At 45.2% G+C, this 12,158-nt stretch carries 11 protein-coding genes; 3 read left to right on the forward strand and 8 right to left on the reverse strand.

The features are described from left to right. The first annotated feature begins 11 nt into the window (after window positions 1–11). Window positions 12–920, forward strand: coding sequence for an ABC transporter permease (locus J2736_RS16560; RefSeq protein WP_310499708.1), 909 nt, complete (start codon window positions 12–14; stop codon window positions 918–920). Window positions 921–1,450: 530 nt separating this feature from the next. Here the strand turns inward: J2736_RS16560 and J2736_RS16565 are convergent. The 3 genes from J2736_RS16565 to J2736_RS16575 form a co-directional block, all read right to left on the reverse strand. Then, window positions 1,451–2,185 (reverse strand): HAD family hydrolase, encoded by a 735-nt coding sequence (locus J2736_RS16565; RefSeq protein ID WP_310499709.1) that lies wholly within the window; start codon window positions 2,183–2,185, stop codon window positions 1,451–1,453. Window positions 2,186–2,269: 84 nt separating this feature from the next. Further along, window positions 2,270–2,722, reverse strand: a complete 453-nt coding sequence (locus J2736_RS16570) for a bactofilin family protein (protein WP_310499710.1) — start codon at window positions 2,720–2,722, stop codon at window positions 2,270–2,272. A 1-nt stretch (window position 2,723) separates the two neighbouring features. After that, a complete protein-coding gene (locus J2736_RS16575) occupies window positions 2,724–3,788 on the reverse strand; it encodes a peptidoglycan DD-metalloendopeptidase family protein (RefSeq protein ID WP_310499711.1) in 1,065 nt (354 codons plus the stop codon). Between the two features lie 175 nt (window positions 3,789–3,963). Between J2736_RS16575 and J2736_RS16580 the strand changes: the two genes are divergently transcribed. Then, window positions 3,964–5,055 (forward strand): ParM/StbA family protein, encoded by a 1,092-nt coding sequence (locus J2736_RS16580; protein ID WP_310499712.1) that lies wholly within the window; start codon window positions 3,964–3,966, stop codon window positions 5,053–5,055. A 90-nt stretch (window positions 5,056–5,145) separates the two neighbouring features. Here the strand turns inward: J2736_RS16580 and J2736_RS16585 are convergent, their stop codons facing one another. Genes J2736_RS16585 through J2736_RS16600 form a run of 4 tightly spaced genes read right to left on the reverse strand, consistent with a single transcriptional unit; the run spans window position 5,146 to window position 9,611 of the window. After that, complete coding sequence (locus tag J2736_RS16585; protein ID WP_310499713.1) at window positions 5,146–6,522, reverse strand: GerAB/ArcD/ProY family transporter; 1,377 nt, start codon at window positions 6,520–6,522, stop codon at window positions 5,146–5,148. 20 nt (window positions 6,523–6,542) lie between these two features. Beyond that, on the reverse strand, window positions 6,543–6,773 hold the full coding sequence (locus J2736_RS16590; RefSeq protein WP_310499714.1) for a hypothetical protein: 231 nt from the start codon (window positions 6,771–6,773) through the stop codon (window positions 6,543–6,545). A 2-nt stretch (window positions 6,774–6,775) separates the two neighbouring features. Continuing rightward, a complete protein-coding gene (locus tag J2736_RS16595; protein WP_310499715.1) occupies window positions 6,776–7,948 on the reverse strand; it encodes a Ger(x)C family spore germination protein in 1,173 nt (390 codons plus the stop codon). After that, window positions 7,935–9,611 carry a spore germination protein gene (locus tag J2736_RS16600; RefSeq protein WP_310499716.1) on the reverse strand — a complete coding sequence of 559 codons (1,677 nt, stop codon included), beginning with the start codon at window positions 9,609–9,611 and terminating at the stop codon, window positions 7,935–7,937. Before J2736_RS16600 ends, J2736_RS16595 begins: the two co-directional genes overlap by 14 nt. Before the next feature lie 196 nt (window positions 9,612–9,807). On the opposite strand from J2736_RS16600, the gene cls reads away from it, so the two are divergent. Next, window positions 9,808–11,235 (forward strand): cardiolipin synthase, encoded by a 1,428-nt coding sequence (gene cls, locus J2736_RS16605; protein WP_310499858.1) that lies wholly within the window; start codon window positions 9,808–9,810, stop codon window positions 11,233–11,235. Between the two features lie 26 nt (window positions 11,236–11,261). Here the strand turns inward: cls and ligD are convergent, their stop codons facing one another. After that, window positions 11,262–12,152, reverse strand: a complete 891-nt coding sequence (gene ligD / locus J2736_RS16610) for a non-homologous end-joining DNA ligase (protein WP_310499717.1) — start codon at window positions 12,150–12,152, stop codon at window positions 11,262–11,264. Window positions 12,153–12,158: the final 6 nt, after the last annotated feature.

Raw genomic sequence — 12,158 nt, forward strand, 5'->3', positions numbered from 1 at the left:
AGAATGAGCATATGAAAATTTATAGTCGGCTTCGAACATGGATTCTCATGATTTTACTCATTGTGATTGTCGTACTGACAGGCGTGTTAACACATTCGGATAATCAACAAGATGATAGTTGGAAGACCAGAGCAGCAGAAACCGTTGAACATAATAAGACTGAGCTTGCGAATCCGGATATTCCAGATAGTTTCAAGAAGCAAATGCGTGAAGAAAGTGCACGTCAGCAATATATGCTGGACCATAATTACCCGCCTATTGATAACACGTTATGGGGTGGCATGATCACTGCTTCTAGTCTGGTCATTCTGGTTACACTATTCACGGTTATTATTGCAGGAGATATGGTCGCGGGGGAGTTTACGTGGGGAACCATCAAGCTGCTGCTCATTCGGCCAGCTAGTCGATCAAAAATCTTATTGTCGAAGTATCTGACAACTTTACTTTTTGCAGCTACGCTTCTGGTTCTCTTGTTCATCACGGCCTTGATTGTGTACGGCTTTTCCTATGGTTTTGAGCGATTGGGGCTTCCACATCTAACTGTCAATGCGGCAGGGCAGGTGCAGGAGAAAAACATGCTGCTGTATGTGTTTGCAACCTATGGGTTTAAATTAATTGAGCTTGTGATGATTGTTACACTGGCTTTTATGATCTCGACTGTGTTTCGCAGCGCTTCCCTTGCAATCGGACTCAGCATTTTCATCATGTTCGCTGGCCAAGTGATTACGTTACTGTTCCTGCGGTATACGTGGGGCAAATACTTCTTATTCGCGAATACGGATCTTACGCCGTATCTGGAGGATAGGCCGTTAGCAGAGGGAATGACGATGGGCTTCTCGATCACCATGCTTATTCTGTATTTCTTACTATTCAATGTACTTTCCTGGGAAATATTCCGCAGACGCGATGTCGCGGCTTAGTATAGCTTAGCTTAGCGAGTAGGAGGGCTGACCGGTAGTGCTGAGTCCTTTTAACTGGAAAATGTACAGGTAATTTTGTTGTTTTTTAGTTTTACAGTGAATCAACTGGAAAATATACAGTTAATTCAGCGCATGCTAGACAAATCGCTAGAAATAGCTAGAAATAACTACGTAAAATCCAGTTATTTCTATAAATTGAGCATTCTCGTCTAGAATAGCTACATAAAATCCATCTATTTCAAAAGGGAGGGTGCTTTTGAAGTAGGTAGAGCCCGCGATGGTTTCTCCCGCAGCAGTTGCCCTCACGGGAAGTGCCCTCGCGGCAGACAACCCTCGCCTGGGTCTTGACCACCGGCATGCGCCGAAGCAGCTTCGCCCCAACCAGACGCCCAACGAAAAAAGCCCTAAGTCCACTTCAGTGAAGTGGAACTGGGGCTTCTTTCAGTGTTGCGGCTCTTCAATGTGTATGAGCTTTCGCATGTGAACCTTCATGTGTATGAACTTTCCCACGTTCGAACTTGCTTTGTTCGTTATTTCTGAATATACGAATGAATCGCCTCTGGCACTTCCAAAAGAGAAGGCAGTTGGTAAAATGCGCCTTGCGGTGTGATATCAATCGTCCCGTTGTTAAATACCCAATCATCCGCAACTGGGATGTGAATCGCATGGATACCCGCATGCAGTGCTGGCAAAACATCGGTCGTGACCGAGTTTCCGATCATCCAAGTGTGCTGACGGTCAAAGCGCTGCTCCTGCACCAGCGTGTTCATAAACTCGCGTGTCTTATGAACGGTAACGAAGATACGATCCTGGAAAAATGCGTCGAGGCCAACATCCTTGATTTTCTTCATCTGGATGGACACATCGCCGCCTGTGTAAAGATATAAACGATGGCCCGCTTGTTGAAGGTTCTCCAGGGTCTCATTCATCAGGGGATAAGGTTCAACCGTGTAACTATAGACGGTATGACCGAGCTGCATGAGCCAGTCCACTTCTTTGGCGCTGACAGGGCGGTTGTAATACTGTGCGAACCAATGGTAAGTTTCCACGAAAGACTGTGGAAAACGCTCTGGCATAAAGCCGTGAATTTGGATGCCGGCAAGGTCGATTTGTAACTGTTTTTGCTTAATATCCTGCTTAGTTAGTCGATGACCAGCATACCAGGTTAACATCAGATCAACGAATTGATCGATAACAAAGTCAAAATATTTATTGCAATGAACTAACGTGTCATCTAGATCAAATAGGATAGATTGTTCTCTCATAGTTTGCGCTCTCCTACATCAGTTAGAAAATGAGTTTCCAACTAGTATATCATGCAGGGCGCTTCAATCCTAGCCGTCGGAACGTTACATGGCCACCGTGTTGCCTTTGTACATATTCTCAGGTGCAGCGACAGGTCTATTTCCACTCTCAGGCTCATTGTTGGGTACAGGCGCAGGCACGGTAGATTTGGTTTCCATTTTACTGCTGCCTTGGAAGACGCCGCCTTCCTCGATGATAAATGAAGCTGCGCTAATATTGCCATGCAGGGAGCCAGTTGAAGTGATGGTTAGTTTACCTTTGGTTGTAATATTTCCTTGCACGCTTCCAGCCAAAACGACGTCCCGCGCTGCGATATTGGATTTTACAATCCCATGTTCGCCAATAATGACGTCGCCAGCGCAATCGATATCTCCAGTAATTCCGCCCTCAATGCGAATGCTGGCCTCTGATTTAATACGGCCTTCAAAGCTAGTTCCTTCACCTATCAGTGTATCGGTTGTATTAGGATTCATGAGGTTTTTTGTTTTTTTAAACATGTTAGTTGTCATCCTTTCGAAGCGATTTAAGATAAGGTTTGGGATCGATACTTTCGCCATTTTTGAGTACTTCATAGTGGAGATGTGCCCCTGTGCTTCGGCCTGTAGATCCGACTAAACCAATTGTACCGCCTTTTTCTACAGAATCTCCTTTGTTCACTAAAATTTTATTTAAATGCATATACCAGGTGCGTAAGCCCTTGGAATGCTCGATCACAATGTTGTTGCCGTGGTAAATGTCCTTACCTGTACTGACAACTTTACCAGCTGCCGTTGCATAAACAGGGTCATTCTCATGAGCGCCGAAATCAATGCCGGAATGATAGCTCGGTATTTTGGTAAAAGGATCAGATCTGTAGCCAAAAGGGGAGGTTACCACCTTCGTACTTGTTGGCCATAGTGTTGGCGTTATACGAAGCTGCTCTTGTTTATCGGCTACTTTCTGCTTCGTTGCTGTCAAATTGGTTTGCAAAGTCTGAACTTCGCCATTCAGTGCCGTAAAAGAGGCTAATGTATCTTGGCCTAGTTTAAGAATGAGTTCTTGTGTGACGGGGTTAGGGCTTCCTCCTACACCCGTTGAAGCTGTAGATTCACCAACGACTGGCTGATTGGCATTTTTCTTAGCCGTATCTGTAGTGGAGGTGCTTGCAAGTGCCTTGTTTCCGGGTTCTGGATCAATGCCAGCGATGGATTTAAGATCACTTTCAAGCTTCTTTACTTCTTCGACCTGTGTTTTCATCTGTTCAGCTTGCTGGGACAGTTGAATCACTTCATTTTGTAATTGTTCGATGGCTTCATCTTTGGAAGATAGGGCTTTACTCCATTGCTGGTTGGCACCGCTAAGCTTCGACTGTAAATCACTTGCCTGTTTCAAGGTATGTGCGTGTGCAAAATAAATCGATATGGAAATCAGCATTAGCAAGGAAAAGCATGCTGCTGCGATATAGGCTACTAAATGAGATATGCGAAACCTGACGACTGATTGATTAGCGTCTGGTATGATAACCAGTGTCAGTTTTTTGGGTTTCCACTTGAGCTTCATAAGGGCTGGATTAACTCCTGTCATGGTTTAATTTGGTAAAGTGAAGTTCTGTACATCATTCGTCATAATTTGCTAAAAACCTGCCTTCCTGCCTACCAGTCCTAGTAAAATGAGTCTTAAGTAGGAAGGAATCCTGTCGTATATGATCGAATGTACTAATACAATTACAGAAAGCTGTAGATTTGGAGTGGAGGCACACATGATTAAGCTTGCAGGTATTGACATAGGGAACGATAGTATTAAGCTGGTGCTAGATGGGTCCAGAGAACCATTGGTGATACCGAATATCATTGCGCCAGGCTACGAAAGACACATTTTGCAGGAAGAAGATTCACCTTGGAAAGCATTGGATGTTGTCATTTACAGTCCGAGTCTTTCACAAAGGAATCAACGTTATTTCGTAGGGCAGCTTGCCTTGGAGCACGAGGATAACTTAGAGCTTGAAGATACGGACAATAAAGCGCTATCGGATCAATCCCTCATTGTTGCACTGACAGCACTGGCTTATCAGGGTCTTACGAATCAAGCGGCTAATCCTGGCTACGGCAACGTGGACGAAGTTGAATATACATTAGGCACAGGTTTACCTGTCCGTGCATTCCCCAAATATAGTCAGACCTTCGAACATCGCCTGCTGGGTGAGCACGAAGTGACGTTTCTTTCCACACCGCAATTCCATAATCGCAAAATCAAAGTTTCGATTCGCAAAGTTGCTGTATCCATTGAAGGTGCTGCGGCTATGTTTCACATGGCGACACACGACAGCCTGCAAGTGAAAGACGAAGAAATATACAACGGCTGCATAGGTGTTTGCGAAATCGGTGCATTGACGACAGACTTCCCTGTTATCAAACGTATGGCGATCGATAACCATTTCAGCCATGGCGAGCAAATTGGAATCGCTACGTATTTGGATGCCATCATTCGGGATGTTGAAGATGCCTATGGTCACTTGTTCCCGAGTCGTGCAAAGCTCGCGCAAAGGGTGAAGAATCGTCAGTTTACGATTCAGCTTCCTGGAGAAGGCCAAGTAGATATTCGGCCGATCGTTGATCAGCATTTCCGTCGCGCAGCAGTACGCATGGTAGAAATGATCAAGAAGCGCTGGCGCAAATGCCCGGATATTCAATGCTTTTACGTAATTGGCGGCGGTGCAACTGCACTGAAACCGTATATCCAAGACGCGGCAGGGGCCATGAAATTGCGTTTCACCAATGATAGTGAGTACCTAAATGTGCATGGCTATTTGAAGGTCGCAAAAAGCCGAATGAATCATTCCGTTCCTGTTTAATCTGTACAAAGCACTCGCTGAAGCGGGTGCTTTTCTCATTTTTAAACGATAAGCATTCCTCCATATCTCATTTCACGGTAGCTCCTAATGCTAATTACTTGCCTCCGCTTGTTTCAGCTTGGTGGTCTCCATATAAGTGGTAAGTGTCGTCAGTAGTAGACCACTGCCGAATCCAATCGCACAAATTGTACCAATCAATGGAGATTTTTCGCCAAACATGAGCCCGATCAGAATAAAAGCAACGCAAATGAACAGCAATAGATTCCCTCCCTGCAACCAATGGGAATAGGTTAGACGTTGGCTGAGCTTACCTGAATTTTGTTCAGGATCCTGCTTAGCATGAGTGCCGCCGGAGGAGGAAGGGGTAGCCAATGCATTTGGATTTTTCCGCCTCTTTCGAATCCCTACGATAAGGAGAAGAACCATAGTGAAAGGTTGGTAGGCCAGAACAATGACAGGTGAGCTAAAGTTGGAAAAGGAGAGCAGCTCGGTCGTGCTTTTAAAGGAAAGGCAAGTCGTTAGCGCCAACATAAGCCCGATGGGCTTGTTGATCATTGGATAATTCCGCCCATTGAATAGGGAGGTGATACCGATCAAAAGTGCCAAGTAAATCGCGATAATTTTACACGTCACTGTTGGAAACCAGATCATGAGCATGACGAGATCAAGTCGATCTAGGAAGTCAGTAACATGAATGGTTTGAACCAAGTTATACGTAGGATATGAGAAATTAGCAGGCATCCTAGGTCCGAGTACGGCAATTATGGCGAATAGAATAAGGGTGAGTAGAAAAAAACCGAGCAATGAGCCATGTCGAATAGCGGATCGCACATGATTGGAATTGTAAATCGTATGAAGAAAAGCACCTAGAATGAATACATCACCAGCACTTCCAAGTGTCAGAATGGAACTAGCTGTCCAATGCTGAAGCGGCATCGTTAAGACAGGTGTAGTAAGCCGTAAGAAGAATTCATTTGAAAGGAGCAGCGGCATAATGGTAATGGTAACCACGAATAGCGGGTAGAAGAGATCGTTTACACGAGCAATGACCTCTAGGCTTGTTTTGCCAAAATAAATAAGTAACAAGCAATTTAGCAAAAATAATATTTCCAAAGGTGTTGAATGTAGTAACAGCGTGGAACTAAATCTAGATACAGAGGAAATATCACGGACAACAATCTGCCAGAAATGAAACAAAATGAGTAGGTTTAGACAAGTGCCGAAGCCTTGACCTAATATTTCTTTGGATATTTCGAAAATGTTCTTTTGCGGATAGAGCTTGGTTATATAGCCAAAGAAGCCAGCTATCAGGAACACATAGATAATAGAAAGTAAATAGCTGAACCAAGCGTCCATTTGATTGATACGAATTAACTCATTTTGCAAGGTAAGGATGCCTCCACTGGTGACAATGGAAGAAGCTAGCCACGAGAGCTGACGTAGGTTAATGACTTGCTTACTATCCATGAGGAAGACCACCTTTCTGCTTAGATGCCAAGAACTCGGATGAGCCAAGGAGAAACATTTTGCACAAAGAAATAGGGAGGCATCGGTATGTTAACGTGAAAATATTTTGTGACAAGAAGAACAAGGATGATACCAACGGCAAGACCATAAGTTATTTTATAGCCTGTTTTCGCCTGCCGAAGCATTTTTCTATCCATAATAAAAAAGCCGGCCAGCATGCTGAGAAAGCTGATGATGAAGATACCATCCATCGTTAAATGCCTCCTTTGGTCACGTTGCGATTGATCACACCGGTATCAGGAATAATGGCTTTGACCACAATATTGAACTCAGCTTCTTTAAAATAATGTTCCCAGTCCTTCCCGTATCGTTCGTTCCACTCCTGAGGATGAGTTCGCCAAACCATGAGACCAAGCTGAGCCGAATCCGTGCCTTCCTTTTGCATCTGTTTAATCGTCGCTAGCACGGACAGCTTGATTTGCTCTGCGAACTTGGTTTCAACGTGATGAAGCTTTTCGGACTTGAATAAATCCTCATCAGACCAGTCTTCTCGTATCGCTCCACGAGCATCGACGAGAACGTCGAACTGGACCTTATCATCGAGAAGTTTGGGTGTGATAGCTGTCTGGCCCCCAATAATGGCAATGGAAATATCCTTACCTTCTTCCATGGGGAATGTGAGCTGCTGTTCTTTCACTTGATTTCGAAGCAACATGAGCCCACAAGCTTCTTTCTTCTTATAGACGCCAACCATCTTATCCCCTTTGAATTGTACATAACCAGTCAATTGGATTTCATGTGATGACTCGTTAGCAGGTTGTCCCTCATATGGTTGCATATAGCTCATAATAGGATCGCTGTTAAAGCTTAGAGAGAGACCCACATCCTTCATGGACGTAGGCATGGATTGACGTGATTTGGCCAGCTCTCGAATGGTTTCAGCGGGGAATCGTTCGAACTTGGGTTCGGCCTTCAAAAGGTCATAGCCCTTACCTTTCGCAACGACTAGGAAGCAAGTCATCCGATTCTCGGGTGATCGCGGTAGGACATCAAATATCGAATTAATGCCATCCTTAGCGAGTTCCTCACCAATGACAATCGTTCGTCGATGTGAGAGGAATATTCGCCGTGACAACCGCATTTGAAGCTTACTGACGGCATCGCGGAAGGTGTTCCCTACCTCAGAATCAATGTAGTAGCTTTTCCCTCCAGATGTTCCGCCGCCGCCGCCGCTAGCTCCGCCCATTGACCCAGGAAGCGGGAACATATACGTGACACGAAATCTGCCGTCATCCTCTAGATCAACTGAAGACGTAACGACAAACGCGAGGTCATTCGTCTCCGTACGATCCCAACAGCCAGTAAGAAGAGTCGTGGAGCATAGAAGGATGGCGACCATTCTTAAACGTAGTTTAGGATGAATCATTAGATTGCTCCTCCTTACTGGCTTTGTGTACGTGATCTATATTGCTGCCATCCAAGCCTCCGGCTTTCCTGATTTGATCAGGTAAGGCATTATCCATGCTGATGTTATCTTGAATGGCCATAAATTCGGGGCGCTTCTGCATTTGCCACCAGGGCGCACGGATAAGAACATCCCTAATATCCGTAGCGGATAATGGGCCGACAGGTGATAAATAAGGAACACCGAAGGAACGAAGATTCGCCATGTGCCCGATAAGAATCATTAAGGAGAAAAAGATACCATAGAATCCAAAAACGGCGGCAGCAATAAGAATAGGAAAGCGCAGCATCCGAATGGCAATTGCGCCATTAAATCGTGGAATCGTGAAGGAAGCTATCCCTGTAATTGAAACAACAATGACCATAGGTGCTGAAACGATGCCGGCTTGAACCGCCGCCTGCCCAACGACGAGCGCGCCCAAGATGGAAACGGCTGAGCCAACTGCCTTAGGGAGTCGAATACCGGCCTCTCGCAAAGCCTCGAAAGTGATTTCCATAATGAAGGCCTCTACAACAGACGGGAAAGGGATTGCTTCCCGTGAGGCAGCGACGCTAAGCATTAAGGCTGTTGGGAGTAGTGCTTGATGGTACGTCGTTATGGCAACATAGAGTGCAGGTGTCGTCAAAGACAGAAACATAAAGACATAACGAAGCATACGTAAGAGTGAGCTAATCTGGAATCGTTCATAGTAATCTTCGCTAGTCTGCATAATTTGAATGAATACGAAGGGAACGATGAGTGCAAATGGGGTCCCGTCAGTTAGGATAGCAACCCGCCCTTGAAGTAAGGCGGAAGCAACTACGTCAGGACGCTCTGTATATTGCATTTGTGGAAAAGGCGAATAGGCGTCGTCTTGAATGAGCTCTTCAATCATGCCTGATTCTAGAATGGCATCAATCTTGATTTGTTCCAGTCGTTTGACGACTTCTTCAACTAAAGAAGGCATGGCTAAGTCATCCATATAGCAAACGACAAGATTCGTATTGCTTTGTTTGCCGACACACATGGATTTCATCTTGAGTTTAGGTGTTTTTAACTTGCGGCGAATCATGGAAGTGTTCGTCCGGATGCTCTCGACGAAACCTTCCTTCGGCCCGCGCACGACGGTTTCTGTTTCCGGTTCACCAACGGAACGCTTCTCTGTGCCACGGATGCCGAGCAGAATAGCTTTCGCGTTCCCCTCAACAAGCAGAGCAGCATCGCCGCCCAAGACAGAAGTGAGTAAATCGCCATAATTATCGGAAATCTGTGTCTGAGACACGGGCAGAATCACATTCGCAATGCGTTCAATTGAAGTTTCTCCACCACCAATGAGCATGAGTGATTTCATGGTATCGTTCAGTAGTTCCGTATTGGTTAGACCATCAACGAATAGAAGCAGGGCTGGGATATGCGGATCAATCTCGAATTCCCTCACAACGACATCGGAGCATTCCGTGAACATATCTTTAATAAATTTATGGTTCTCATCTAACAGCAGCGAGAGCTTCGTTTTCTTAAGGTCTTCGATGAATGGAATATCGAGCGCTTGCTCCAGAGTGGGCGGGGGAGGCCCTTCACTTGATGAGTGAGATTTCCGACTTTGTAGGATGCTTTTCATCAAATATTTCGGTGTTTTGGCCATAAGCGATAGGCACCTCCTGTTACGCTGAGTTGAAGAAATAAGAATGCGTAGATTATATTCTGCGAAACAGAAGGATTTTATTACGAAAGTTGGAAAAATTTATTGTACGGGTCGTATTGGAAAGAAAAGGTATAGCACGGAAGACCTTAGCAAAAGCTATCTCAGCATGAAGATGTAGGGACTGGAGATGGTGTTGTTGTTATGGGTACTGCTACTGCTGTTGTTGTTTATATTTCAGGCAGCTACGATTCTCATTTGTGAATATAAAAGGCCTGCAAAGTCAGTCGCATGGTTAAGTATTTTGTTTATTTTTCCAATAATTGGATTTATTATGTATGTCTTCATTGCAAGGGAATACGTTAGACGGAAGCGAGTTCATGTCCTCGCCAGTCCTTATGATGATAAACGAGAGTTCCAAGGCGCCACTTCCAAAGTCGGATCAGTCTCACAAAATGGTGTAGACAGCTTCTTGGCAGGTGAACAACGCCTACGTGAGTGGCTGCGCCACGTGCCTCATGCACCGATTACAGCATGGAATCGCGTTGAAGTACTGACGAATGCAGATGTGGCGTACGAGGCGATGCTGCAGGAAATAAGGAAGGCACAACATCATATCCACTTCGAATTCTATACGATCCGCGATGATGCGATAGGCTTAAGATTTCAACAAGCTTTGCTTGAAAAAGCAAAGGAAGGGGTAATCGTGAGGGTCACCTATGATGGCATTGGCAGTCATTCGCTTTCGAAGGCATACACGGAGACAATGAAGCGTGCTGGGATTGCTGTTCAACCATTCTTAAAGCCGCTGATTGCGTTCTTTGATAAACGACTGAATTATCGAAACCATCGTAAAATCGTGGTTGTGGACGGCTTGGTAGGGTTCGTAGGTGGAATCAATATTGGTAATGAATACGTAGGCGGTGATCCGAAGCTTGGTTTCTGGCGAGATACCCACCTCATGCTGCAGGGTGATTCGGTCTATGATTTACAACGAACATTCTTGACAGATTGGTTCTTTGTGAGCGGTGAGAGATTGGTTGGACACAGCTATTATCCATCTCATTCCGTGCAAGAATCGTCGTTCGTTCAAGTCATTTCTAGTGGTCCCGATGTAAGATGGGATGCTATTCAGGAGATGTATTTCGCGGGTTTGATTGCTGCTAAGCAGCGAATATGGATGACAACGCCTTATTTTATTCCTGATCCCGGCATCATAATGGCACTCAAATCAGCGGCGATCAGTGGTGTAGATGTGCGTATTATTCTCCCTTTCAAGGCCGACTCTCTTATCGTTCAATACGCTTCAAGGTCTTTTTTACAGGAATTGCTGCAGGTTGGGGTGCGATTCTACTTGTACCGAAAAGGCTTTATTCATGCCAAAGTGATAATCGTCGATGACATCATGGCGACATCGGGGACGGCTAATGTAGATTTACGAAGCTTTTTCAGTAACTTCGAGTTGAATGCGGTGATGTTTGACGAGAAGGTGATTCGCCGTTTGGAGAGCGACTTCGAGATGGATCTGAAGGAATGTACGGAAGTTAGACTGGATGAGTTTGAGAGGCGGTCGCGAAGCGAGAAAAGGAAGGAGAGGATAGCGCGGCTATTATCTCCTTTATTCTAAATATAAAAGAGTAGTTCCGCATAGAACTACTCTTTTAATTTCGCTAAAATAGCGTCTAAGTTTTGGGGCGAAACTCGGTCAATTAGGTCTCCATAGGTTCGTAACCGATTCATGATGGTTAGTTGATTGAACTCGCGAGGGCTAGGATGAAGCTCGACCTCTTTCCAAAGTAATGGCGTTGAAACGGTGGCATCCTTTTTGGCGCGTGGCGTATAGGGAGCCGAGAGTGTTTTGCCATACCAATGCTGGAGATAGTCGATATAAATCTTATCACCCCGATTTTTCTTGAAGCGCTCAATAGTAAACAGTTTTGGATGCATATTCACCGCATACGCCGCTATAAACTGCCCCACACGTCGGAGTTCTTCGAATGTATAGCCAGGTTGAATAGGAATGTAAATTTGCACACCAGTAGCACCAGAGGTTTTGGGAACCGACTGAATACGCAGCGAATCGAGGACTTCACCTATAATAAGAGCAGCTTCCATGATGCGAGGTTCTTCCTCTAAGGTAGGGTCAATATCGATCAACCATTCCGCAGGAAGTGTTTCCCCGATGTAATGGAAAGAAGGATGAAATTCCAAGCATGTAAGATTCCCAAGCCACATGAGCGTAGATAAGGAGTCTAAATTCACATAGTTAATACCGTCCAGCGGCGCAAGCTTAACGAAGCTGGGGACAGGATCCGGAGCATTTTTCTGATAAAATGACTTATCATCGTACCCGTGTGGAAAGCGAATCGTCGTTAAATGACGATTACGACAGTAACGTAAGAGGTACGGCGAGAGCTCACTTAACTTCGTTAGATAATCCGCTTTCGTGATGCCTAGATCAGGCCACAGCGGCTTATTCGGATTCGTGATCGTTAACTCGTTGCCTTCTACGAGAAGCGTCGCTTTCTCTGCTTTGAACGCCATAGGTCG

The sequence above is a fragment of the Paenibacillus qinlingensis genome (genome assembly GCF_031455095.1).
GTDB lineage: Bacteria > Bacillota > Bacilli > Paenibacillales > NBRC-103111 > Paenibacillus_E > Paenibacillus_E qinlingensis_A.

Excerpts from the sequence above, each read along its gene's own strand:
- J2736_RS16560 (WP_310499708.1), top strand. The coding sequence starts at position 12 with ATGAAAATTTATAGTCGGCTTCGAACATGGATTCTCATGATTTTACTC.
- J2736_RS16565 (WP_310499709.1), bottom strand. The coding sequence starts at position 2,185 with ATGAGAGAACAATCTATCCTATTTGATCTAGATGACACGTTAGTTCAT.
- J2736_RS16570 (WP_310499710.1), bottom strand. The coding sequence starts at position 2,722 with ATGTTTAAAAAAACAAAAAACCTCATGAATCCTAATACAACCGATACA.
- J2736_RS16575 (WP_310499711.1), bottom strand. The coding sequence starts at position 3,788 with ATGACAGGAGTTAATCCAGCCCTTATGAAGCTCAAGTGGAAACCCAAA.
- J2736_RS16580 (WP_310499712.1), top strand. The coding sequence starts at position 3,964 with ATGATTAAGCTTGCAGGTATTGACATAGGGAACGATAGTATTAAGCTG.
- J2736_RS16585 (WP_310499713.1), bottom strand. The coding sequence starts at position 6,522 with ATGGATAGTAAGCAAGTCATTAACCTACGTCAGCTCTCGTGGCTAGCT.
- J2736_RS16590 (WP_310499714.1), bottom strand. The coding sequence starts at position 6,773 with ATGGATGGTATCTTCATCATCAGCTTTCTCAGCATGCTGGCCGGCTTT.
- J2736_RS16595 (WP_310499715.1), bottom strand. The coding sequence starts at position 7,948 with ATGATTCATCCTAAACTACGTTTAAGAATGGTCGCCATCCTTCTATGC.
- J2736_RS16600 (WP_310499716.1), bottom strand. The coding sequence starts at position 9,611 with ATGGCCAAAACACCGAAATATTTGATGAAAAGCATCCTACAAAGTCGG.
- ligD (WP_310499717.1), bottom strand. The coding sequence starts at position 12,152 with ATGGCGTTCAAAGCAGAGAAAGCGACGCTTCTCGTAGAAGGCAACGAG.